The following is a 25562-nucleotide window of genomic DNA, read 5'->3' as shown; positions in this document are numbered from 1 at the left end:
AATGGAAGAAACTATAAGACACACATGAATGATTGGAGTTGTAGTAATGAGAGCACAGTATAACAGTCTCGAAATCATGAATCATTTTAATCATACTCTGCCACTTGCTGACAGTGTTATTTTTGTGCCGTGCGTCCCGAGTCCCTTTGGGGTATGCGCATAGTACAAAAATTAATATTGACAGTAAAGAGGATATCGTTGTGCCAAACGTTTGATAAGGATAGGTTTCAAAGGGTGGAAGTATGGCAATATACTTCTATCCTTTTTTTACGCGGGTGTGCAGACCTCCCACAGAACGATTTGGCAGATGAGAGAGATTAAATTGAAAGAAGGCTGCATACTATGGAAAGAAAAGGGATTCTGGAAAATAAGAAGAGGATTGTTATAAAAGTAGGGACAACTACGATTACGCATGAAGAAACAGGAAATATTAATTTAGAGAAGCTAGAGAAATTTGTCAGGATACTGACTAATCTTCAGAATAAAGGCAGAGAGGTCATTGTTGTTTCATCCGGAGCAGTGGGAATTGGCCGGAATGTACTTGGACTGGAACAAAAGCCTGGAACTATAGCCGCAAAGCAGGCATGTGCGGCAGTTGGTCAGGGAAGGCTTATGATGACCTATGAAAAATTATTTAACGAATACGGACAGCTGACTGCACAGGTGCTTCTTACCAGGGAATCTGTTACAAACGACGAGTGCAGGAAAAAGGCTAGGCAGACCTTTGATGAGCTAATCCGTATGAAAGTGATTCCCATTGTGAACGAAAATGATGCCATATCTGCAGATGAAATGCTATATGGAAACTTTGGAGATAATGATACGCTGGCGGCTTATGTGGCAGAACTGGTAAATGCAGACCTGCTGATTCTGATGTCTGATATTGAGGGCCTTTACACTGATGACCCAAGGCAGAATCCGAATGCAAGATTTATTCACACAGTCGCCGGTATTGATGGACAACTGGAAAAGATGGCAAAAGGAGCCTTCGGTGACATGGGAACCGGGGGCATGACAACGAAAATAGCAGCGGCAAAGATTGCCATCGCTTCAGGCGTAGATATGGTGATTGCCAATGGAAAAAACATTTATTCTATTAATGATATAATGGCAGGCAAGAAGATAGGAACCTTATTTTTATCCGCAGGCCAGGAAACAATGAAAACATCAATTCAAACGATAGGAGGATGTCATGGTCAGTTATATGGAAACGTTAGGTAGCCGGGCAAAGGCGGCATCAAGAGAAGCGGTGACTTTTACGACAGAGGAAAAAAACAGGGGGCTGTTATCTGTCGCAGAAGAACTGTGTCAGAACACGAACACTATTTTACTGGAAAATGAGAAGGATATACAGGCTGCAGAAGAAAACGGGATGAAGAGCGCTCTGCTGGACCGCTTGCGGTTGACCAAACAGAGAATTCAGGATATGGCAAAGGGACTTAAGGAGATAGCTGTTTTGGATGACCCGGTGGGAGAAGTTCTTTCTATGAAGAACAGACCAAACGGGCTGAGAATAGGAAAACGAAGAGTACCTATAGGCGTAGTGGGGGTCATATATGAGTCAAGACCGAATGTAACAGCGGATGCATTTGGGCTGTGCTTTAAAACAGGAAATGCGGTGATACTCCGGGGCGGGAGTGATGCAATCAATTCCAATAAAGCAATTGTACATGCTGTGAAAGAAGGTCTGCGCAAGGAAAAGCTGTCCCAGGACCTGATTCTTCTTGTAGAGGATACGGACAGGGGGACAGTGTATGAAATGATGAAGCTGCATAATTATATTGATGTACTGATACCAAGAGGCGGTGCCGGGCTGATTTCCAGTGTAGTTGAGAATAGTACTGTGCCGGTAATTGAAACCGGAACTGGAAATTGTCATATATATGTGGATGAATGGGCGGACCTGAATATGGCAGTGGATATCATTGAAAATGCCAAGAGTCAGAGAATGGGTGTGTGTAATGCATGCGAATCTCTTGTCATACATGAGAGTGTGGCCCGTCAGGTGATTCCTATGATTGTCAATCGTTTAAAGCTCCACCAGGTAGAAATACGAGGAGACGAAAAGGCCTGTACATTCAGTGAAGATATTACAGCAGCAGAGGAAGAGGATTGGGGGACGGAGTATCTGGACGCTGTCATTTCCATAAGGGTTGTGGATTCTTTTGAGGCGGCGGTGGAGCATATCAATACGTATAACACAGGACATTCCGAAGCAATCATCACAGAGAATTATAAAAATGCACTTCGCTTTCAGGATGAGATTGATGCCGCGGCAGTTTATGTAAATGCCTCAACGCGGTTTACGGATGGATTTGAATTTGGATTTGGGGCAGAAATCGGGATCAGCACCCAGAAGCTTCATGCCAGAGGACCAATGGGGCTGGAGGCTCTGACAACATATAAATATATTATTTTTGGAAATGGACAGATAAGAGAATAAAAATAGTCCATAGAAAGCAAGCTTTCACGGGTTATTTTTAAATATATCTGCCTGGTTTTGAACAGTTACAAAAAATTAAAAATGGCGCTTGCATAATATACAAAATAGATGTATAATTATGCAAGCGCCATTTATAATATGCGCAGTAGGTTTACAGTGAGAAAGGAAGTTTTATAAATGATCAGAGCAGGAATAATCGGATCAACTGGGTATGCAGGAGGGGAGCTTGTACGGATTTTAACAGTACATAAGGATGTAGAAGTTGTATGGTATGGATCAAGGAGTTATATAGATAAGAAATATGCAGACGTATATCAGAACATGTTTCAAATTGTGGATGCAGTCTGTATGGATGATAACATGGATGAGCTCGCGGACCAGGTCGATGTGATATTTACAGCAACTCCCCAGGGATTGTGTGCTTCTTTGGTTAATGAAGGAATTTTGTCAAAGGTAAAGATTATAGATTTGAGTGCAGATTTTCGTATAAAGGATGTGGCTACATACGAGAAGTGGTATGGACTGGAACATAAAAGCCCTCAATTTATAGAAGAAGCGGTCTACGGCTTATGCGAAATCAACAGAGCAGATGTAAAAAGAGCAAGGTTGGTTGCAAACCCGGGATGTTACACTACCTGCTCTATTTTGACGGCATATCCTCTGGCAAAGGAAGGCATGATAGATATGAGTACACTGATTATTGATGCCAAATCAGGGACCTCAGGTGCCGGAAGAGGAGCAAAGCTCCCGAACCTTTACTGCGAAGTGAATGAAAATATTAAGGCATACGGAGTGACTACCCACAGGCATACACCAGAGATAGAAGAGCAGCTGGGCCTGGCAGCAGGGGAGAAGGTTTTACTGAACTTCACACCGCACCTGATTCCCATGAACAGAGGCATACTTGCAACAGAATATGCAAAACTAAAAAAAGAGGTCACCTATGAGGAAGTAAAAGCAGTTTACGATAAATACTATACAGATGAGAAATTTGTCCGCGTACTGGAAAAGGATGTGTGCCCTGAGACAAAATGGGTAGAGGGCAGCAATTTTGCAGACATTAATTTTAAGATTGATGAGAGAACCGGGCGTATTATTATGATGGGGGCCATAGATAATCTTGTAAAAGGCGCGGCGGGGCAGGCAGTACAAAATATGAACCTGATGTTTGGGCTTAAAGAATCGGAAGGCCTTGAACTCGTACCGATGTTCCCATAAGGATATCACTAAGGAGTATAAATAAGGAGACAACCATGCCGCTAAGCTCGAAAGGGCCTCACCAAGGAGTATAAGCAAGGAGTATAAGTATGATTCGTACGATGACGATTGAGGATTATGAGGGTGTATATAGTTTGTGGAAAAAAATTAAGGGCTTTGGGCTGCGGAGTGTTGATGATTCCAGGGAGGGAATCGAAAGGTTCCTGAAAAGGAATCCGACTATCAGTGTTGTGGCTGAGGAGGACGGCAGGATTGTAGGAGGGATTCTTTGCGGGCATGACGGACGCAGAGGATGTCTGTATCATGTATGTGTGGATGAGGGTTACCGGAGACGGGGTATTGGGAAGGCTATGGTCGTAAAGGCGATGGAAGCTTTAAACCAGGAAGAAATCAGTAAAGTGTCTCTTATAGCTTTTACGGAAAATGATGTAGGGAACGCATTCTGGAATACAATTGGCTGGACCGAAAGAATGGATTTGAACTATTATGATTTTGTACTGAATAAAGAAAATATTACTGCTTTTAATGAACAGTAGATGTAAGAAAAACATCAGGAAAGGAAGGAAATTGGGTATGGTGATTGTCAAAGGCGGAGTTACCGCAGCAAAAGGATTCGAGGCAGCATCGGCGGGTGCCGGGATTAAGTATCAGGGCAGAACAGATATGGCGCTTATATATAGTAAAAAGCCGTGCAGGACGGCAGGAACCTTTACTACAAATGTAGTAAAGGCGGCCCCTGTGAAATGGGACAGAAGCGTGGTGGAGAGCGGTGTGAAATCTCAGGCTGTTATTATAAATTCCGGCATTGCAAATGCCTGCACCGGAGAAGAAGGCTATGGCTATTGTAAAGAGACTGCCGCAGCGGCGGAAAAAGCCTTGGGTGTGGAGGCAGAGGGGGTTCTTGTGGGATCCACAGGCGTCATAGGAATGCAGCTTCCGATAGATAAACTGAAAAATGGAATTCGGGAAATGGCGGAAAACAAAAATGCCTCTCTTGAAAATGGGACATCGGCGGCGAAAGCGATTATGACTACGGATACTTTCCATAAAGAGATTGCCGTTTCAATTCAGGTGGGGGACAAAACCGTCACAATCGGGGGAATGGCAAAAGGCTCAGGGATGATTCATCCTAATATGTGCACCATGCTTTCGTTTATTACTACAGATGCTGTTATTTCCAAAAAAGCACTGCAGAAGGTGCTGAGTGAGGATATAGAAGATACCTATAATATGATTTCGGTGGACGGTGATACTTCAACAAATGACACGGTACTTCTTCTTGCAAATGGAATGGCAGAAAATGAAAAGATTAAATATAAAACAAAAGAGTACGAGAAATTTGCGGAGGCTCTTCACCTGGTAAACGAGTACCTTGCAAAAAAAATAGCCGGCGATGGAGAAGGTGCCACTGCATTATTTGAAGTAAAAGTGATTGGAGCTTCCACCAAAAGACAGGCAAAAATCCTTGCAAAATCCATTGTGTGCTCCAATCTGACAAAGACAGCGATTGCAGGGCACGATGCAAACTGGGGACGAATTTTGTGTGCTATGGGATATTCCGGGGCACAGTTTGACCCTGAGAAGGTGGATTTGTCCTTTGAGAGCAAGGCGGGGAAAATTCAAATTATTGAGAATGGCAGGGCTGTGAATTACAGTGAAGAAAAGGCAACTGAAATATTGTCACAGCCGGAGGTTGCGGCAATTGCAGACATTAAAGAAGGCACAGAAAGCGCAACTGCGTGGGGATGCGACCTGACCCACGGCTATATTGATATCAACGCAGATTATAGAAGCTAGGAGGGCATCATGGATAAAAATATGCAGCAGTATCTGGACAAAGCCCAGGTACTTATAGAAGCACTTCCCTATATACAGCGTTTCAACCGTAAAATTATTGTTGTTAAGTACGGCGGCAGCGCTATGGTTGATGAAGAACTGAAAAAACAGGTTATTGAGGATGTTACCCTCTTAAAGCTGGTTGGGTTTAAACCGATTATTGTCCACGGCGGCGGCAAGGAAATCAGCAGATGGGTCGGCAAGGTAGGCATGGAGCCTCAGTTTATCAATGGCCTGCGTGTGACAGATGAAGAAACTATGGAAGTGGCAGAGATGGTGCTGGGGAAGGTAAATAAAAGTCTGGTTCAGATGGTGGAAGAACTGGGAGTGCATGCAATTGGCATCAGCGGCAAGGACGGCGGCCTGCTAAAGGTGGAAAAGAAGCTGTCAAACGGGGAAGATATTGGTTTTGTAGGCGAGGTCAGGCAGGTAAATACAGACATCATCTATGACCTGCTGGAAAAGGATTTCCTTCCAATCATCTGCCCTGTTGGACTGGATGAGCATTATAATACATATAATATCAATGCTGACGATGCGGCCTGTGCCATTGCCCGTGCAGTAAAGGCGGAAAAATTGGCTTTTCTGACAGATATTGAAGGGGTTTATAAAGATCCCAGTGATCCGTCTACTTTAATCTCAGAATTACGTGTGAGGGAAGCCCGCAAGCTGATGGCGGAGGGCTATATAGAGGGCGGTATGCTGCCCAAACTGCAGAACTGCATTGATGCCATTGAAAATGGCGTGTCAAGGGTTCATATACTGGACGGCAGGATTGCCCACTGCCTGCTGTTGGAAATCTTTACGAATAAAGGTATCGGCACCGCAATTTTACACGGAGAGGAGAGCAGGTATTATCATGGTGAATAGCAAAATCCAGGCAGGGGAAGAAAACCTTCTGCATGTGTACAACCGTTTTCCCATTGCCCTGGATCATGGGAATGGGATGTATGTATATGATACAGACGGAAAAGAGTATCTTGATTTTGCCGCAGGCTTTGCAGTTACAGGTTTGGGGTATAATAATAAAGAGCTAAATGAGACATTAAAAGAACAGGTTGACAAAATTTACCACATTTCCAACCTGTATTATCACGAAAACTGCGGTGAAGCCGCCGCGGCGCTAAACAAGATAACAGGGATGGACAGAGTGTTTTTTACCAACAGCGGAAGTGAGGCAAATGAAGGGGCTCTCAAGTCTGCAAGACGGTATGCATATACAAGGCAGACTGGAAAATATGAATTTATTGCCATGGAAAATTCATTTCACGGCAGAAGCTTTGGCGCTGTGTCTGTTACCGGGCATGATTCCTACAGAGAGCCGTTCGAGCCGCTAGTCCCGGGTGTACATTTTGCAAAATTCAATAATCTTGACAATGTAAAGTCGCTGGTCAATGAGAAAACCTGTGCCATTATCCTGGAGCCCCTTCAGGGGGAAGGTGGAATTAACCTTGCCACCCAGGAGTTTATGGAGGGCATCAGGCAGATTTGTGATGAGAAGGATATCTTGATGATCTGTGATGAAGTACAGTGCGGGATGGGGCGCACCGGGTCTATGTTTGCCTGTCAGGGATTTGGCGTGAAGCCGGATATTATCACTGTGGCTAAAGCAATCGGCAACGGAATACCGGTGGGAGCATTTGCAATGACAAAGAAAGTGGCAGAGTATTCCTTAAAGCAGGGGGATCACGGTGCAACCTACGGAGGCAACCCTCTGGCCTGCACTGCGGTGAAAAAGGTGCTGGAAATTTTCGAGAAGGAGCATATTCTGGATCACGTGAATGAGATTTCTCCCTACCTGACAAAACGTCTGGATGAAATGACTGAAAAATGGGCTTGCATTGTACAGAGAAAAGGCAAAGGCCTGATGCAGGGACTGCAGTTTAATATTCCTGTGGGAGAAATAAATAAAAGGGCTGTAGAGAATGGGTTGCTGGTCATTCAGGCGGAGGGAAATGTAATCCGCTTTGTGCCGCCACTTATTTTGGAGGAAAAACACATAGATGAGATGGTGGAAAAGCTAGAGCAGGTTCTGATGGGACTTTGCTAGAGCAGTGCTTGCGCCGGGGGATAAAAACCAATCATTGAGTACATACTATGGAAAGGCAGGAGGTATGAGGATATGATTGGTTTTTTAATTGCGCTGTTATCCGGTGCGCTTATGAGTGTACAGGGGGTATTTAACACGCAGGTAACGAAAACAACAGGAATGTGGGTTGGTAATGCGTGGGTTCAGCTGACGGCATTTCTTGTGTGTGCAGTGGCTTGGTTTTTTGCAGGAAGAGACAGCATTGCTGCAATCGGAAAAGTAGACCCCAAATATATGCTGCTGGGGGGAGTGATTGGCGCAGGAATCACATGGACCGTCATAAAAAGCATGGCTGCTTTGGGGCCGGCCAAAGCAGCTCTGCTGATTGTTATCGCCCAGTTGATTGTGGCATATGTGATTGAAATCATGGGGCTGTTTGGCGTGGAAAAGCAACCTCTGGATTGGAGAAAAGTGGGAGGGCTGGCACTTGCACTGATAGGAATAGCCATTTTTCAGTGGGAGAAATGATACCTGTAATAAAAATGTAACAGAAACGTAAAAATATGTATTGTAATTTAGACCAATATTCGTTACAATATTAATGTCCGGCGAGGGGATTCCAGACAGCCAGAAGACTGTGAGGGAATTATGAAGGACAGAAGAAATATGGGAATCTGCAGATTCCTGTATGTAATTTTTACCGCAGTGGTACTGACCGCAGGATGTACAAAGGAAAAAGCGGATGATTTTACAGAGTTGGAGTTAGGGATAAGCGGTGATAAAGGCACAGAGGCGACACAGGAAGCCCCCGATAAGACGAAAGGGGACGCTGTAAAACAGGGGGAGAAGCCTTCCTCGGTTTTTGTTTATGTCTGTGGTGCGGTGCATACACCAGGAGTGTATGAATTAGACAGTGATTCCAGGGTATATGAAGCTCTTGCAAAAGCGGGCGGCGTGACGGAAGACGCGGCCGATGAAGCTTTGAACCAGGCAAGAGTGGTGACGGATGGGGAGCGCATTTATATACCTACGGCTAAGGAGCTGGAAAAAGGGTTTGTAGACGGCAGTATGCCGGAAGTGACAGGTGCGGATTACGAAAAAGAGGGAAAGATAAATATTAATACGGCTTCAAAGGAGGAACTAAAAAGCCTGCCGGGAATCGGCGATGCAAAGGCAGACAGTATTATTTCTTACAGGGAATCTAACGGAGGATTCCAGTCTGTGGAAGATCTGATGCAGGTTGAGGGAATCAAAGAAGGAGTATATAATAAAATAAAGGATAAAATCATAATATGATACCAGGGTCAAAAGGTCATGCGTTTCATGCTTGCATGAAAAAGCAAGACTTTGGGACCCGCAAAACATGAGAAAGAAGCCCGGGCAGGGCGGATTTCGAATGTTTTTAGGATTGCGGGAGCACAAAATGCACAGGTATCAAGGGGGCTAAGGGAAAGAAGAGAATGAGTAAAAAGAAAATTTTAGTAGTGGACGATGAAAAATTAATAGTAAAGGGGATTCGTTTCAGCCTTGAGCAGGACGACATGGAAGTGGACTGTGCATATGACGGTGAGGAGGCATTGGAATATGCTAAAAACTGCGAATATGACCTGGTACTTCTGGATGTCATGCTTCCCAAGCTGGACGGATTTCAGGTGTGCCAGCAGATACGTGAGTTTTCAGACATGCCGGTTGTTATGCTGACGGCAAAGAGCGAAGATATGGATAAAATACTGGGTCTGGAATATGGGGCTGATGACTATATCACAAAACCCTTTAATATTCTGGAGGTGAAGGCACGCATTAAAGCCATTATGAGAAGAACCACAAAGCGTGAGGAACCGGCAGGCAGCCCGGTTATCGTGAAGGGAGCCATGCGGATAGACTGTGAAAGCCGCAGAGTATTTATCGGCGAGAAGGAGGTTAATCTGACGGCGAAAGAATTTGATGTACTGGAACTTTTGGCAATGAATCCGAACAAAGTATATAGCAGAGAAAATCTTTTGAACCTGGTGTGGGGATATGATTATCCGGGAGATGCAAGAACAGTAGATGTACATATCAGACGTTTGCGTGAGAAGATAGAGAAGAATCCGAGTGAACCAAAATATGTACATACGAAGTGGGGAGTTGGTTATTATTTCCAGGGATAATTTTCATTTTAAATATAATGGAAAGTTTCTAAAAAGCCTGCGGTTCTGTATTATACTTTTAATTCTCGCGGTATCAATGATACCATGCTTTGCGGCCTACAGCGGGATTATTAAAGCCTATGAGACGAGGGCTGTTTCTTTGAGGACTGCAGATATACAGAATCAATGTACAATTCTAAGCAATCAGCTTAACAGCTATAATTATCTGGCAGACACATCTTCTGAGGTGATTAATGCAAATTTAACTCAATTGACAAATATATACAACGGCCGGGTAATGGTTATCAATAAGGACCTTGGGGTTGTAAAAGATACCTATGGACTGGACGAGGGGAAGACAATGGTATCGGAAGATGTTGTCCGCTGCATGAAGGGAAACTGTACCAATTACTATGATAAAAAAAATCGGTACATAGAGGTTACCTCTCCTGTTACTATAGGGGAATCTAAGGAGATATCGGGCGTGATGCTGGCCAGTGTATCCACGGACACGATTGAGGACAGCATTAAGATATTGCGCACAAAAGGCAGTACTATTTTGGGAATAGTATTTGTATTGATGCTGGGGTTGAGTCTGTTCCTGGCTAACTGGATTGTAAAGCCCCTGCACAAAATCACAGAATCCATTGCAGATGTGTCTGAGGGGTATGATGATGAAGTGCTGCATGTAAATACATTTACGGAGACCAGACAGCTTTCGGAGGCTTTTAACAAGATGTTGGGCCGGCTGAAGCAATTGGATGAAACCAGAGAGGAATTTGTCTCCAATGTATCACATGAACTGAAGACACCCCTGACGTCAATGAAGGTACTGGCAGATTCTCTTTTATCCCAGGAAAATGTTCCGATAGAGTTATATCAGGAGTTTATGGGGGATATTGCAGAAGAGATTGACCGGGAAAATCATATTATTACGGATCTTCTGACACTTGTCAAGATGGACAAAACTGCACAGGATATGAATATTAAGTCAGTAAATATCAATGAATTGCTGGAACAGATTTTAAAGCGGCTGAAACCAATAGCTGAGACAAAGAATGTGGAGCTTGTTCTGGAGAGTTTTCGTCCCGTAACTGCAGACATTGATGAAGTAAAGCTGACTCTTGCATTTTCCAATCTCGTGGAAAATGCAATTAAATATAATTATGATGATGGCTGGGTTCATGTTTCTTTGAATGCGGACCACAAATATTTCTATGTGAAAGTGGCAGATTCGGGAATAGGGATACCGGAAAGTGATCAGGCTCATGTGTTTGAACGGTTTTACCGTGTGGACAAGTCTCATTCCCGTGAAATAGGAGGAACAGGACTGGGGCTTGCAATTGCAAGAAACGCGGTGCTCATGCACAGAGGTTCTATTAAGGTGTACAGCATTGAAGGGGAAGGAACCACATTTACGGTAAGGATTCCTTTGATTCATGTTGTTTAAAGGAGGCAGAATATATATGAAAAGAAAAATATCAGGAGTGGTGTCTGTTTTTTTCTGTATTCTTTTTTTGCTGTCTGCCTGTGGGAAACCGAAGAATGAAAAAGGAGACAGTTTTGATATATATTATTTGAATTCTGACCGGACGGGGCTGACGAAGGTGACCAGTGAAATCAGTAAAAATCAGAGTACAGAAAAAATAATAGGGCGTATACTGAAAGCTCTGAAAAAGCCAACGGAGGATATTGATTATACAGCGCCTATTCCCGAGGGAGTTAAGATTAACAGTTATAAGCTGGAAGGAGAAATTCTGTATCTGGATTTTAACGGGAAATACGTAAATATAGATCCATTAGAAGAAAAGCTGGTAAGGGCAGCGATTGTTAAGTCTCTTGTCCAGATAGACGGAATCAGCGGTCTATGGCTCACTGTAGAGGGAGCGGATCTCAATGACAGTACAGGAAAAGTGACAGGGTATCTGAATGAAGACGATTTTGTGCAGAATACAGGTTCTTCACTGAATACTTATGAGACAGCAAATCTGACTTTATATTTTGCGAGCGAAGCAGGAAATAAACTGATTGCACAGAATATAGACGCAAAATACAGCAGCAACATATCCAAAGAGAAACTAATTGTAGAAAAGCTGATGAAGGGCCCCAGGAAAGGTACAGGTTATGCCACAATCAATACGGAAGTTAGTCTCTTAAGCGTCACGATCAAAGATGGGATTTGTTATGTGAATCTGGATAATGAATTTCTAACCGGCGGGGTTGATGTTAAGCCTGAAATTACGATTTATTCTATTGTTAATTCCCTGGTGGAGGGGACAACGGCCAACGAAGTGCAGATTATGGTAAACGGTGAAAAAAATATCTCCTACATGGACAAAATAGACTTAACCCAGCCTCTTAAAGAAGATATGAGTTGGGTGGAAAAAGCGGAGGAAGAATGATAAAACGGCCTCTATGTGCGGCTTCCATTCTTTTTCTGAGTATACAGGTAATTCTCACCGGGGGGCTTGATTTATCACCTGGCCGGAAACCCTCCGGGCTGGAAAAGCAGATAGATGGAAAAGCCCGGGTGGTTTTGGCGGGGACTGTATGCCGCAGGGAAGAAAAGACGAAGTGTGAAGCACTATATCTGAAAAATAGTCAAATTTATTTGAATAATCAGGTCTTTCATGAATCTAAAATTCTAGTTTTTATCGAAACAAAAAATCAGACAAGAATCGGTAACAGAATAAAAGTCTCGGGGGAAGCAGGGGTATTTCAAGATGCCAGAAATCCGGGGAATTTTAACCAAAAATTTCATTATGGAAAAGAAGGCATCCACGTTTCTGTGTGGGCAGATGAGCTCCAGATCCTTGATGCCAGAGTAAATATGATTTTTGAAAAATTAGCCCGAGTCCGTAAGCAGTGGAAGAATCTCCTGACAGAGCATATGGGGGAGTATTATGGAAACATCATGGGTGCTATTTTGCTGGGAGATAAAGGTAATCTGGACAGTGATGTAAAGGATTTATATCAAAAGAGTGGAATAGGGCATATTCTCGCCATTTCGGGTCTTCACATGTCATTTTTAGGAAATGGACTGTACAGGCTGCTGCGGAAAATAGGGCTGCCCTTTAAGCTTGCGGGAACAGTCGGGATCTGTTTTCTCCTGGTATATACTCTTATGACCGGATGCGGTGTGTCGAGTATCAGGGCTTTTATTATGTTCCTGATAAGAATAGGGGCTGATATAACAGGAAGGGACTATGATATGCCAACCAGTCTTGCACTGTCAGCGGCAGTGATTGCGGCGTGGCAGCCCCTGTATCTTTTTGATGCCGGATTTCTACTCTCCTTTGGTGCGCTTACAGGAATCACTGTGGTGGCTCCTTGTCTGGAATTCTGCTTTATTAAAGAAAAGGAAGAAATAAAAAAATATAAAAGCGAAAAAGAATCTAGGCTTACAAAGTATAGAAAAAAGCAGACAAAGCGATATATGAAAGAGTTTTGCTCCGGGCTGGCTGTTAATATTACACTTCTGCCGCTTCTGCTTTATTTCTTTTTTGAGTTTCCACCTTATTCTGTACTTTTAAATCTTTTTGTAATTCCCCTGACATCTACTTTAATGGGAGGAGGAATTATAGGTTCAATGGCAGTACCTGTTAGTAGTTATGCAGGAAGTTTTTTACTCTTCGGCTGCAAATGTATTCTATATTTATACGAAAAAGCATGTCAGATAAGCCTGGGACCACCGGGGAGCAGAATTGTAACGGGACAGCCCCCAAAAAGCTCTGTATTTTGTTATTATATGGTATTGGTCTTGTTCTGCATTATAATCGGCAGATATAAAGGCATGCAGGAAAGTGAGACAAAAGAGGCCGTTGTTTTGAATGATAGCAGATATAGAAAAATTATTGGGGGCACGGTACCGGCAGTGCTAATGCTGGTCCTCATACTGGCGTGTCAGTATACTTATGGAGGGCCGGGCAAACTTAAAGTGACTATGCTGGATGTGGGGCAGGGAGATGGTTTATACATAAAAGGACCTGAAGGCATCAACTATTTTGTGGACGGCGGGAGCAGCGATGTTTCTTCTGTTGGAAAATACCGGATAGAGCCTTTTCTAAAATCACAGGGGGTGGCGGCACTGGATTATGTTTTTATCTCTCACGGCGATGCAGACCATATGTGTGGGATAGAAGAGCTGCTGGAAAACCAAGACATGGGAATACATGTAAAAAATCTTGTGCTGCCTCCGGAAGATGTACAGGATGATGTCTTAAAAGCCCTTGCGGTGAAGGCAGACAGGTATCGGACAAGGGTAGTGACGATGAAGAAGGGGGAGATTTTAAGGGAAGGGAAAATGAAGTTTACCTGCATGGCGCCATTTCCGGAATACAGTGGAGAAACAGGGAACGCTGCCTCTATGGTATTGGAATTGAAATATAAAGAATTTGATATGCTCTTCACAGGAGATGTAGAGGGAGCAGGAGAAAAACTTTTGGAAAAGAGCAAAGAACTGACGAAATATGATATATTAAAAGCAGCGCATCACGGTTCAAAAAATTCCGGCTCAGAAGAATTTCTGAGGCAGACCATGCCTAAAATCACATGGATATCAGCGGGACAAAACAATAGATACGGGCATCCCCATGAGGAAACGCTGAAACGACTGAAAGAAGTAGAAAGCCAGATCTACAGTACACAAAGATCGGGCGCTGTAAATCTGACTACAGACGGGAAAAGAGTAGAGATTTCGTCACATATCACAGCTGCAGATTGAGTTTTATCTTTACAAATCAGAGAGTTTTCCTATATAATAGAACCGTTATGAAGAGTTTGAATGAAGATTTAAAGACAGGACAATTCAGGCAGATATATCTTCTCTACGGTGAAGAAAATTATCTGAAGAAACAATACAGAGATCGCCTGACGAAAGCGATGATTCCGGACGGGGATACTATGAATTATGCCTATTTTGAAGGGAAAGGCATAGATGTCAGGGCAGTGATTGACTTGGCTGAGACGCTGCCATTTTTCTCCGACCGCCGTCTGCTTGTATTTGAGAACAGTGGTTTTTTTAAGAGTGCAGGAGCTGATTTGGCTGAGTATATCAAGAATATGCCGGACACCACTTATTTCATTTTTATTGAGAAGGAAGTGGACAAGCGCAGCAAAATCTACAAGGCTGTGAAGGATAAGGGGCATATTGTGGAGCTGCCGTTCCAGGACGAAAGGACTCTGAAGAAATGGATTCTTGGACAGGTGCGCCGGGAAAATAGGCAGATTTCGGAATCTACAGTCACGTATTTCCTGAATAAAGTAGGCACAGATATGGAAAACATACAAAAAGAGCTGGAAAAGCTGCTGTGCTACACTTTGGACGAGAATGCCATTATGCCGGAAGATGTGGATGCGGTCTGCATCACCCAGATATCCAATCATATTTTTGACATGGTGGATGCAGTGGCAGATAAAAAACAGGAGCGTGCCCTTCATCTATATTATGAACTGCTGGCTTTAAAGGAGCCTCCCATGCGTATTCTGTTTATGATGACCCGGCAGTACAGAATATTATATCAGGTGAAAGATCTGCTGAAAAAAGGCTATGGAAGAAAAGAAATCGCAACCAGGGCCGGCCTGCATCCTTTTGTGGCAGGAAAATATATGGAACAGGCAAAACATTTTCAGTCCCGGGAGCTTCGGGATGTTATGGAGGACAGTGCCGGTATAGAAGAAAGTGTAAAGACGGGCCGTCTTACGGATATACTTGCCGTAGAGCTTTTTATTGTAAAACATTCATCATTATATATGATACCAGGGTCAAAAGGCCGGAGCAATCCGTAGGTATCAGGGGGCAAAATACCTTTTGCCCCCTACATCATTATATATGAAAATATGGGAGGAATAGAAATTGTCAGAGATAGATCAGAGTAAAATACGGAATTTTTGTATTATTGCACATATAGACCATGGAAAATCAACCTTGGCAGACCGCATTATTGAAATGACAGGGCTTTTGACCAGCCGGGAAATGCAGTCACAGGTCCTGGATAATATGGAGTTGGAGAGGGAGAGAGGAATTACGATTAAGGCACAGACTGTGCGTACTGTATATAAGGCAAAGGATGGGGAAGAATATATTTTCAACCTGATTGATACTCCGGGGCATGTGGACTTTAATTATGAGGTATCCAGGAGCCTTGCCGCGTGCGACGGCGCGATTCTTGTGGTGGATGCGGCACAGGGTGTGGAGGCCCAGACGCTGGCAAATGTATATCTGGCACTGGACCATGACCTGGATGTCATGCCTGTAATCAATAAAATCGATCTCCCCAGTGCAGACCCCGACAGAGCAAAAGAGGAAATTGAAGATGTCATAGGAATTGACGCCGAAGATGCCCCTCTGATTTCCGCAAAGACAGGATTAAATGTAGCGGATGTGCTGGAACAGATTGTGCAAAAGATACCTGCTCCGGGCGGAGATGCATCTGCGCCTTTGCAGGCACTGATTTTTGATTCGGTTTATGATTCCTATAAGGGAGTCATTGTTTTTTGCCGTTTAAAGGAAGGTACAGTGAGAAAAGGGAGCAGAATTCAGATGATGGCTACGAAAGCAACGGCGGACGTTGTGGAGGTGGGGTATTTTGGAGCAGGGCAGTTTATACCCTGTGAGGAGCTCAGTGCAGGAATGGTAGGATATATTACAGCCAGCCTGAAAAATGTAAAAGATACTCATGTGGGCGATACAATAACGGATGCACAGAGGCCCTGTGATAAGCCCCTTCCGGGTTACAAAAAGGTTAATCCTATGGTATACTGTGGGCTTTACCCTGCAGATGGAGCTAAATATCCGGATTTGAGAGATGCCTTGGAAAAACTGCAGCTTAATGATGCTGCGCTTCAATTTGAAGCGGAGACATCCGTGGCATTGGGATTTGGCTTCAGATGTGGCTTCCTTGGACTTCTTCATCTGGAGATTGTCCAGGAGCGGCTGGAGAGAGAATATAACCTGGATCTGGTGACCACAGCCCCCAGCGTTATTTATAAGGTGTACAAGACAAATGGGGAAATGATAGAATTGACGAATCCGACAAACCTGCCGGACCCCTCAGAAATTGAATATATGGAGGAGCCGGTTGTAAAGGCTGAAATTATGGTTACCTCTGAATATATCGGTGCGATCATGGATTTGTGCCAGGAGCGCCGGGGCGCTTATCAGGGCATGGAATATATAGAAGAGAACCGTGCGGTTCTGAAGTACCATCTGCCCCTCAATGAGATTATCTACGATTTCTTTGATGCTTTGAAATCCCGCTCCAGAGGGTATGCTTCCTTTGATTATGAGATGCTGGGCTATGAAAAATCTGAGCTTGTGAAGCTGGATATTCTTATTAATAAAGAAGAAGTAGATGCGCTCTCCTTCATTTTACACGCCGGCACCGCCTATGAGCGGGGCAGAAAGATGTGTGAGAAATTGAAGGAGGAGATTCCAAGACAGCTGTTTGAAATCCCGATTCAGGCAGCAATCGGCAGCAAGGTGATTGCCCGCGAGACGGTGAAGGCAATGCGCAAAGATGTCCTGGCGAAATGTTATGGGGGCGACATCTCACGAAAGAGAAAGCTTTTGGAGAAACAGAAAGAAGGAAAGAAGAGGATGCGCCAGGTGGGCAATGTGGAAATACCACAGAAGGCTTTCATGAGCGTACTGAAGTTGGATGATGATTAAAGAGATGGAAATTTATCTGCACATTCCCTTTTGTGTGAGGAAATGTGCGTACTGTGATTTTCTTTCCAGGGCAGCGGATGAAAAAACACAGCAGGAGTATGTGAAGACTCTGATAAAGGAAATAAGAGGGTATGGAAGCACTTACTATGACAGGGTCAAAATATCCACCATTTTTGTGGGAGGTGGAACACCTTCTATTTTAACAGGGGAGCAGATGCAGCACATATTCGATGCCTTGCATCAGAGCTTTCAAATTTCAAAAGATGCAGAAATCACAATAGAAATCAATCCCGGAACTGTGACTGATGAGAAGCTTTGTCTCTGGAGACAGGCGGGGATTAATCGGTTAAGCATTGGTCTGCAGTCTGTGAATGATGAAGAACTTCGAATGCTGGGACGAATCCACACCTATGGGAAGTTTTTGGATTCTTACAGGGCAGTGAGGGCACAGGGCTTTCAAAACATCAATATTGATCTGATATCTGCCATACCGGGACAGACTTTAGAAAGTTGGAGGGAAACACTTACTAAGGTGGCTGAACTGGAGCCCGAGCATATTTCGGCGTACAGTCTGATTGTGGAAGAGGGGACGCCTTTTTATCAGATGTACGGCGGCAGTGGGGAAAACAAGAAAGAGACTCAGGATTCCTTACTATGCGGGGAAGGTACACACAGGTATCTTCCCCTTCCTGATGAAGAGACAGAGCGGGCCATTTATGAGGCGACTGATGAGCTGCTGGGCCGATACGGCTACCAGCGATATGAAATATCAAATTATGCAAAAGAGGGGTATGTATGCCGCCACAATTTGGGATACTGGGAGCGTAAGGAATATCTGGGTATCGGATTGGGAGCATCCTCTCTTGTGGAGCACACCAGATATCACAACACTTCGGATTATGAAAAATATATAACCGGAGTAGAAGGACATAAGGATATCCGTGAGGAGATGGAAAAGCTGTCCCTTGCTGATGAAATAGAAGAGTTCATGTTTCTTGGCCTGAGAAAGACAAAAGGAATTTCGGCGAAAGAATTCAGAAAACAATTTGGAAAAACAATAACAGATGTCTACGGAAAAGAATTAAAGAAGCTGGAATCAGAAAACCTGCTTGTGCGTGCAGGGGACAGAATATATCTTACAGAACGAGGGACGGACATAAGTAATGCGGTATTTATCCGGTTTCTGGATCCTTGAAACTTTTGTAACAGTTCAGCCATCAGCTCGATTCCACCCCAAGGGTACCGTCTTTTAATAAAAAATGCATAAACAGTGTTGACAAAAATAAATACCGGTGATATCTTAGTATACGTAAGGTATTAGCACTCAAAACAAAAGAGTGCTAATAAATATAAAATAGCTGAATCAGGAAGGAGGGTTCTATGGCTACAGATATAAGTGAAAGAAAGCTGACAATATTGAAGGCCATCATCCAGAATTATTTGGAGACAGGGGAACCAGTAGGCTCCAGAACTCTTTCAAAATACACAGATCTTAACCTTAGTTCAGCGACAATTCGCAATGAGATGGCGGATCTGGAGGATTTGGGCTATATTTTCCAGCCTCATACATCAGCAGGGCGGATTCCTTCGGACAAAGGATACCGGCTGTATGTAGATATGCTGATGGAAGACAAAGAGCAGGAAATCACGGAACTGCGGAACACCATGCTGGAAAAGACAGATAAGGTGGATAAAGTATTAAAGCAGGCAGCAAAGGTGCTGGCTGCAAATACCAATTATGCCACTATGGTGTCTGCCCCGTTCAATAATAGAAATATACTGAAGTTTATTCAGCTTTCCCAGGTGGACGCGGAGCAGATTGTCGCTGTGATTGTAATGGGCGGCAATGTCATTAAGAATAAGATTATTCATGTAGGAGAGACCATAAGTAATGAAAACTTATTGAAGCTGAACATGCTCCTGAATACAACTCTAAATGGTATGTCTATTGAACAGATTAATTTAGGCCTGATAGCAAGGCTGAAGGAGCAGGCGGGAATCCACAGCAGGGTGATCGGTGATGTTCTGGACGCAGTGGCTGACATTATCCAGGTTGATGAGGACATGGAAATTTATACAAGCGGTGCCACTAATATTTTTAAATATCCCGAACTGAGTGACAATCAGAGTGCGCAGGAGATTATCAGTGCGTTTGAAGAGAAGCAGCAGCTGGCAGCTCTTGTTACTGAGACGCTGGCCAGTGAAGACAGTCATGGGATTCAGGTATATATCGGTGATGAAACTCCGGTGAAGAATATGAAAGACTGTAGTGTTGTAACTGCGACCTATGAGCTGGGGGAAGGTATGAAAGGCACCATAGGTATCATCGGTCCTAAGCGTATGGACTATGAGCATGTCATGAAGACGCTGAAGACTCTGCAAAGTGAGTTGGATGCAGTATATAATAGGCAATCAAATGAACAGGAAGGTGAATAGCTGGTGGGAGAAAAGATGAGTAATGAAGATATAATAAAAGAGGCAGTGGAAGAGGCAAAGGCTAAAGCAGCTGCCGAAGACGGAGAAGAGACAATCCAGGATCAGACAGCAGAGGAAACGACAGACCAGCCGGAAGTTCCCGTGGAAAATACTTCGGAGGGGCCAGTGGATCCTGAAAAAGAAGCTGATTCCGGTGAAAACGCAGAGGAACAGCAGGAGTCAAAGGATGAGAAAGAACAATCCGTCAAGAAAAAGTTTGGCAGAAAGCCAAAGAAAGATGAAAAGGACGAGAAGATAGAGGAACTGACTGACAGACTCACTCGTCAGATAGCAGAGTTTGATAACTTCCGCAAGCGTACCGATAAAGAGAAATCCCAGATGTACGAAATAGGTGCGAGAGATATCATAGAAAAGATTCTTCCGGTGGTCGATAATTTTGAGCGCGGCCTTGATGCTGTGCCGGAGGGAGAAGAATCCAATCCTTTTGCAGAGGGCATGGAGAAAATTTACAAACAGCTTATGGCTGCATTTGAAGAGATTGGCGTAAAGCCGATTGAGGCAGTCGGCGCTGAATTTAATCCGGATTTGCACAATGCGGTGATGCATGTGGAGGATGAAGAACTTGGTGAGAATATTGTAGCGGAAGAATTTCAGAAAGGCTACACTTACCGGGACGGCGTAGTGAGACATAGTATGGTAAAGGTAGCGAATTAGTTATTATCCGCAATTAAAAATTTTTAGGAGGAAATATTATGGGTAAAATAATTGGTATTGACTTAGGTACAACAAATAGCTGTGTAGCTGTTATGGAAGGCGGACAGCCAGCAGTTATTGCAAACACGGAGGGGGCAAGAACAACACCGTCTGTAGTGGCATTTACAAAGACAGGGGAGCGTTTGGTGGGTGAGCCTGCAAAACGTCAGGCAGTAACAAACGCTGACAAGACAATTTCTTCCATCAAGAGAGAGATGGGAACAGACCACAAAGTAACAATCGATGATAAAAAATATTCTCCTCAGGAGATTTCAGCAATGATCCTGCAGAAGATGAAAGCTGACGCAGAGGGGTACCTGGGTGAAAAGGTAACAGAAGCAGTCATCACTGTACCTGCATATTTTAATGACGCTCAGCGCCAGGCGACAAAAGATGCCGGAAAGATTGCAGGATTGGATGTAAAGCGTATTATTAACGAGCCTACTGCAGCAGCTCTTGCATATGGACTGGATAATGAAAAAGAGCAGAAGATTATGGTATATGACCTGGGCGGCGGTACATTCGACGTATCTATCATTGAAATCGGCGACGGTGTCATTGAAGTATTATCTACAGCAGGAAATAACAGACTTGGCGGAGATGACTTTGACCAGAAGATTACAGACTACATGCTCGCTGACTTTAAGTCAAAAGAAGGTGTAGATCTTTCTACAGATAAGATGGCACTTCAGAGATTAAAGGAAGCTGCAGAGAAAGCCAAAAAAGAACTTTCTTCAGCGACAACAACAAACATTAACCTTCCGTTCATCACAGCAACATCAGAGGGACCGAAGCATTTTGATATGAACTTGACAAGAGCTAAGTTTGATGAACTGACCCATGATCTGGTTGAAAAGACAGCAGAACCGGTTAGGCGTGCTCTGTCAGACGCAGGTATCAATGCATCTGAGCTTGGGCAGGTACTGCTGGTAGGTGGCTCTACACGTGTCCCTGCAGTTCAGGAAGAAGTAAAGCGCCTGACAGGGAAAGAGCCGAGTAAATCACTGAACCCGGATGAGTGTGTTGCACTCGGTGCATCCGTACAGGGCGGTAAGCTGGCAGGTGACACAGGTGCAGGCGACATTCTTCTTCTGGATGTTACTCCGTTGTCACTCTCCATTGAGACAATGGGCGGTGTTGCAACAAGACTGATTGAGAGAAATACGACAATTCCGACAAAGAAGAGCCAGGTATTTTCCACAGCAGCAGATAATCAGACAGCTGTTGATATTAATGTCGTACAGGGCGAAAGACAGTTTGCAAGGGACAACAAGTCTCTCGGACAGTTCAGACTGGATGGAATTCCGCCGGCTCCACGTGGAATCCCACAGATTGAGGTTACATTTGACATTGATGCCAACGGCATTGTAAATGTATCGGCCAAAGATCTTGGAACAGGAAAAGAACAGCATATTACAATTACAGCAGGCTCCAATATGTCTGACAGTGACATTGACAAGGCAGTAAAAGAAGCAGCTGAATTTGAAGCTCAGGATAAGAAGCGCAAGGAAGCAATTGATACAAGAAATGAGGCCGACGCGCTGGTATTCCAGACCGAGAAGGCTATCAAAGAAGTGGGAGATAAGCTGGATGCAGCAGACAAGAGTGCTGTAGAAGCAGATTGCCAGGCTTTGAAAGATCTTCTTGCAAAATCTTCTCCTGAAGAGACAACAGAAGCTCAGGTTGGTGAAATTAAGGCAGCAAAAGAGAAATTGACAGAAAGTGCTAATAAATTGTTCACTAAGATGTACGAGCAGGCTCAGGCAGCGGCAGGTGCACAGAGCCAGGGCGGCCCGGGACCTGAAGGTGGTCCGGCACCGGACGGCTTCCAGGGGGACGATGTAGTGGACGGAGACTATAAGGAAGTTTAAGACCCTGCTAAGAAGGGATGTTTCTACGAAGCCGGCCAAAACGGCTTCGTAGGACTTTTTATGTTATTACTTATTAATGAAAGGTAGAGTGTTATGGCAGAGTCAAAAAGAGATTATTACGAGGTGCTTGGCGTAAGCCGGGATGCTGATGATGCAGCGCTTAAAAAGGCATATCGTGTGTTGGCCAAAAAGTACCATCCGGATATGAATCCGGGAGATGTCGAGGCTGAGAAGAAGTTCAAAGAGGCATCAGAAGCGTATGCAGTGCTTAGCGACCCTGAAAAACGCCGCCAGTATGACCAGTTTGGACATGCAGCATTTGAAGGAGGCGCTGGCGGTGCAGGCGGCTTCGGAGGATTTGATTTTAACGGTGCCGATTTCAGTGATATATTTGGCGATATATTTGGCGATTTATTCGGCGGGAGCAGCAGAAGAGGGGGCCATACAAGCAATGGACCTATGAAAGGCTCAAATATACGCAAAAGTATCAGAATAACATTTGAGGAGGCAATCTTCGGATGTGAGAAAGAACTGGAGGTTATCTTAAAGGAACCCTGTAAAACGTGTAATGGAACAGGGGCAAAGCCAGGCACATCTCCTGAGACCTGTCCGAAGTGCGGTGGTAAGGGACAGGTGGTTTACACATCCCAATCCTTCTTCGGCACTGTGCAGAATGTCCAAACTTGTCCGAACTGCGGCGGTTCAGGAAAAGTGATTAGAGAAAAATGTCCATCCTGTTATGGAACTGGCTATGAGTCAAGCAAAAAGCGAATCAAGGTATCCATTCCTGCCGGAATTGATAATGGACAGAGTGTCCGTATCCGTGAAAAGGGTGAACCAGGTATCAACGGGGGTCCGAGAGGCGATTTGTTGGTGGAGGTGAATGTCTCCAGACATCCTATCTTCCAGAGGCAGGACGTTCATATTTTCTCAACTGTTCCGATTTCATTCGCACAGGCAGCCCTGGGCGGTGATGTGAAAATTCCCACAGTGGACGGTGATGTGCTGTACACGGTAAAAGCGGGAACAAAGACTGACACAAAAGTACGTCTGAAAGGAAAGGGTGTTCCTTCCTTGAGAAATTCACAGGTGCGCGGTGACCACTATGTTACTTTGATTATACAGACACCGGAGAAACTGAGTCCTGAGGCTAAGGAGGCTCTCCGTGAATTTGACAGGCTGACCGGAGGCTCATTAAACCCGGAAAATGGTTCAGAGAGTGGCCCTAAGTCAAAGGGAAAGAAAAAAGGATTCATGGGAAAGGTGAAAGAAGCTTTCGATGAATAAGAAGCATTAAAATAGCGAAAAACAGTAGTTTCAAAAAAGAAAGATTATGCTCCTTTTATGAAAACTACTGTTTTTTATTTATGACGGTAGTAAAAGACAGCCACCTGCGTTCTGTCGCGGAGATTTAGTTTATCTAATATAGAACTCAGATAGTTTCTTACTGTCCCCTCACTCAAAAAAAGGGTGGATGCAATTTCCTTATTACTGTGTCCTTCTGCAATCAGCTGTATGACCTCCAGTTCTCTTTCATTAATATCATGAGAAGCATAGTCAAAGCCAGATTTCTTCTGAAGAAGAGAAGGAAGTTTAGATACTATTTCATTTCCAAATACAGTCTGCCCGGAAGATATCGCAAGGATGGCAGGGATAATGTTCTGATAATCCTGTTTTAGAATATAGCCCTTCGCTCCCAGCCTCAGTGCCTTTATAATGTATTCATCATCTAAAAATGTGGTCAGCAGAAGAATCCGGGCATCCGGGTATTGTTTCAGAATTTCTGCTGAGGCATCAAGGCCGTTCATTTCTTTCATGCGGATGTCCATAAGCAGGACATCGGGTCTGTATTTTCTATATAGTGAAACAGCCTCTTTCCCATCATTTCCACATGCCGGGATGCAAAAATCCTCCCGGGTCTCTAAAATTGTCTTTAATGCACCTGTTACCAGACAGTCATCATCTACAATTAAAATCTTCATATCTTAAACTCCTTTTGGTATAGTGATAAATATTTTGAAGCCCTTTTCTGTGAGAATTTGTATATTCCCTTTTAAGGTGTGCACCCTTTCCTTCATATTAATCAGGCCGATACCCGAATCTAAAGAGTAGGTGCCATTCCCGTTATCTTCAATACAAAGCTGGTAAAGTCCGGGGTGTTCCCGCATGTAAAGCTGTACATAGTCTGCGTTGCTGTGCCTCATAATGTTGGCAAGTGCTTCTTTTGTGATGCTGATAAAGCAGTACTTAACCTCTTTTGGAATTTCCCGTCCCATATCATAATGAAAAGATATAGGGCAGAATATAAAATCCTTGATTAGACCATTTACGGCTTCTTCTAAGTTTATAGATTCATCGTGCAGATCATGTACGCTGCTCCTGATACTGTCCATCGCGGAGTTTAATGAGGCATCCAGGGTTCTCAGGGATTCGTCCAGCGTATCGTCCTTATTGACTGCCTGCAGGGCCCCTGTTATCAAAATGGAGCGGGAGAGCAGATGCCCCACGTTGTCGTGAATCTCACGCGCAATTCGGTTTCGTTCCTTAAGTGTGGCGGTATAGATTTCATAGTCCTGTTTTTCCAGAAGAGTGTGATTTCTTTCTGTAAGGAGAAGATTCAATTCAGTACTGTCATCTCGGGTGCGCCGATATAACTCTTCCAGGCGTTCATAGCAGCTGGTACTCTTTTGAAGTACACAGGCAATAAGCAGACCGAGATGACCGATACAAAGAATATAGAAATTGATATCTTTTGTGCCGAAGAAGTAAAGAAACAGGCCTAAACCAGCTGCCAGAGAAGGATAACTTCTATGGCGGAGCAGTACATAAGAAACGGCAGGAAAAAAGCAGAGAAAAAAAGGGGAAAGTAACGACAATGTAAAGTACAGCAGTACCGGGAGAAAAAAGAACTTTTTAAAATCCAGAAAATAATCTGCACAGCACAGTATTACTGCTGTTAAAAAGGCCAGTATGTAAAAGAAATCCGACCCTGTCTGAGAGGGCGTAAATTTTTCTGTGTCTGGCAAGTCAAGAACTGCCTGATTTGAATTAAATATGTATTGGTTTTGATGTCGATTTAACTCGAAATTCCTTTGTCGAATTATATTTCTATCTATAGTATTACCGCATCTGAAAATTTTATACCTTTTTTCGAAAAAATTTCATAGCAAATAAGACA

General features: G+C 43.9%; 22 protein-coding genes. 20 read left to right on the top strand and 2 right to left on the bottom strand.

What is annotated here, in order from left to right; translation table 11 throughout:
* Positions 1–342: 342 nt before the first annotated feature.
* The 20 genes from proB to dnaJ all read left to right on the top strand — a co-directional run bounded on the left by proB (position 343) and on the right by dnaJ (position 23671).
* Positions 343–1221 carry a glutamate 5-kinase gene (gene proB / locus EDD59_RS14785; protein ID WP_132383251.1) on the top strand — a complete coding sequence of 293 codons (879 nt, stop codon included), beginning with the start codon at positions 343–345 and terminating at the stop codon, positions 1219–1221.
* Complete coding sequence (locus EDD59_RS14780) at positions 1193–2443, top strand: glutamate-5-semialdehyde dehydrogenase (protein ID WP_132383249.1); 1251 nt, start codon at positions 1193–1195, stop codon at positions 2441–2443. Before proB ends, EDD59_RS14780 begins: the two co-directional genes overlap by 29 nt.
* A gap of 177 nt (positions 2444–2620) precedes the next feature.
* A complete protein-coding gene (gene argC / locus EDD59_RS14775; RefSeq protein WP_132383247.1) occupies positions 2621–3661 on the top strand; it encodes an N-acetyl-gamma-glutamyl-phosphate reductase in 1041 nt (346 codons plus the stop codon).
* Positions 3662–3750: 89 nt separating this feature from the next.
* Positions 3751–4197 carry a GNAT family N-acetyltransferase gene (locus tag EDD59_RS14770; RefSeq protein WP_132383245.1) on the top strand — a complete coding sequence of 149 codons (447 nt, stop codon included), beginning with the start codon at positions 3751–3753 and terminating at the stop codon, positions 4195–4197.
* A 37-nt stretch (positions 4198–4234) separates the two neighbouring features.
* Positions 4235–5458, top strand: coding sequence for a bifunctional glutamate N-acetyltransferase/amino-acid acetyltransferase ArgJ (gene argJ / locus EDD59_RS14765; RefSeq protein ID WP_132383243.1), 1224 nt, complete (start codon positions 4235–4237; stop codon positions 5456–5458).
* Positions 5459–5467: 9 nt separating this feature from the next.
* The gene (gene argB, locus EDD59_RS14760; protein ID WP_132383241.1) at positions 5468–6367 is read left to right on the top strand and encodes an acetylglutamate kinase; all 900 of its coding nucleotides are present in this window, start codon (positions 5468–5470) and stop codon (positions 6365–6367) included.
* Positions 6357–7547 (top strand): aspartate aminotransferase family protein, encoded by a 1191-nt coding sequence (locus tag EDD59_RS14755; protein WP_165920954.1) that lies wholly within the window; start codon positions 6357–6359, stop codon positions 7545–7547. Before argB ends, EDD59_RS14755 begins: the two co-directional genes overlap by 11 nt.
* Positions 7548–7619: 72 nt before the next feature.
* Positions 7620–8054, top strand: a complete 435-nt coding sequence (locus EDD59_RS14750) for a DMT family transporter (RefSeq protein WP_132383239.1) — start codon at positions 7620–7622, stop codon at positions 8052–8054.
* A gap of 120 nt (positions 8055–8174) precedes the next feature.
* Complete coding sequence (locus EDD59_RS14745; protein ID WP_132383237.1) at positions 8175–8822, top strand: helix-hairpin-helix domain-containing protein; 648 nt, start codon at positions 8175–8177, stop codon at positions 8820–8822.
* Positions 8823–8986: 164 nt separating this feature from the next.
* A complete protein-coding gene (locus EDD59_RS14740) occupies positions 8987–9676 on the top strand; it encodes a response regulator transcription factor (protein ID WP_132383235.1) in 690 nt (229 codons plus the stop codon).
* Positions 9633–11105, top strand: a complete 1473-nt coding sequence (locus EDD59_RS14735; protein ID WP_132383233.1) for a sensor histidine kinase — start codon at positions 9633–9635, stop codon at positions 11103–11105. The genes EDD59_RS14740 and EDD59_RS14735 overlap by 44 nt, the downstream gene beginning before the upstream one ends.
* Positions 11106–11121: 16 nt before the next feature.
* A complete protein-coding gene (locus EDD59_RS14730) occupies positions 11122–12057 on the top strand; it encodes a GerMN domain-containing protein (protein ID WP_165920953.1) in 936 nt (311 codons plus the stop codon).
* The gene (locus EDD59_RS14725) at positions 12054–14378 is read left to right on the top strand and encodes a DNA internalization-related competence protein ComEC/Rec2 (protein ID WP_132383229.1); all 2325 of its coding nucleotides are present in this window, start codon (positions 12054–12056) and stop codon (positions 14376–14378) included. The genes EDD59_RS14730 and EDD59_RS14725 overlap by 4 nt, the downstream gene beginning before the upstream one ends.
* Before the next feature lie 47 nt (positions 14379–14425).
* On the top strand, positions 14426–15442 hold the full coding sequence (holA, locus tag EDD59_RS14720) for a DNA polymerase III subunit delta (RefSeq protein WP_132383227.1): 1017 nt from the start codon (positions 14426–14428) through the stop codon (positions 15440–15442).
* Between the two features lie 67 nt (positions 15443–15509).
* Positions 15510–17324, top strand: a complete 1815-nt coding sequence (lepA, locus tag EDD59_RS14715) for a translation elongation factor 4 (RefSeq protein WP_132383225.1) — start codon at positions 15510–15512, stop codon at positions 17322–17324.
* On the top strand, positions 17317–18519 hold the full coding sequence (hemW, locus tag EDD59_RS14710; RefSeq protein WP_132383287.1) for a radical SAM family heme chaperone HemW: 1203 nt from the start codon (positions 17317–17319) through the stop codon (positions 18517–18519). The genes lepA and hemW overlap by 8 nt, the downstream gene beginning before the upstream one ends.
* A gap of 185 nt (positions 18520–18704) precedes the next feature.
* Positions 18705–19760, top strand: a complete 1056-nt coding sequence (hrcA, locus tag EDD59_RS14705; protein ID WP_132383223.1) for a heat-inducible transcriptional repressor HrcA — start codon at positions 18705–18707, stop codon at positions 19758–19760.
* Between the two features lie 15 nt (positions 19761–19775).
* Entirely contained in the window at positions 19776–20474 is a 699-nt protein-coding gene (gene grpE / locus EDD59_RS14700; RefSeq protein ID WP_132383221.1) for a nucleotide exchange factor GrpE, read from the top strand.
* Positions 20475–20512: 38 nt separating this feature from the next.
* Complete coding sequence (gene dnaK / locus EDD59_RS14695) at positions 20513–22384, top strand: molecular chaperone DnaK (RefSeq protein WP_132383219.1); 1872 nt, start codon at positions 20513–20515, stop codon at positions 22382–22384.
* A 93-nt stretch (positions 22385–22477) separates the two neighbouring features.
* Positions 22478–23671 carry a molecular chaperone DnaJ gene (dnaJ, locus tag EDD59_RS14690; protein ID WP_132383217.1) on the top strand — a complete coding sequence of 398 codons (1194 nt, stop codon included), beginning with the start codon at positions 22478–22480 and terminating at the stop codon, positions 23669–23671.
* A 74-nt stretch (positions 23672–23745) separates the two neighbouring features.
* Here dnaJ and EDD59_RS14685 read toward each other — a convergent pair whose 3' ends face one another.
* Positions 23746–24366, bottom strand: a complete 621-nt coding sequence (locus EDD59_RS14685; RefSeq protein WP_132383215.1) for a response regulator — start codon at positions 24364–24366, stop codon at positions 23746–23748.
* A gap of 3 nt (positions 24367–24369) precedes the next feature.
* Positions 24370–25410: a sensor histidine kinase gene (locus EDD59_RS14680; RefSeq protein ID WP_132383213.1), complete on the bottom strand. Its 1041-nt coding sequence runs from the start codon at positions 25408–25410 to the stop codon at positions 24370–24372.
* Positions 25411–25562 lie beyond the last annotated feature (152 nt).

Origin of the sequence: Muricomes intestini (assembly GCF_004346165.1) — a bacterium.
GTDB lineage: Bacteria > Bacillota > Clostridia > Lachnospirales > Lachnospiraceae > Muricomes > Muricomes intestini.
The sequence above is the reverse complement of the archived record's forward strand: the minus strand, read 5'-3'. Positions and strand labels throughout refer to the sequence as shown.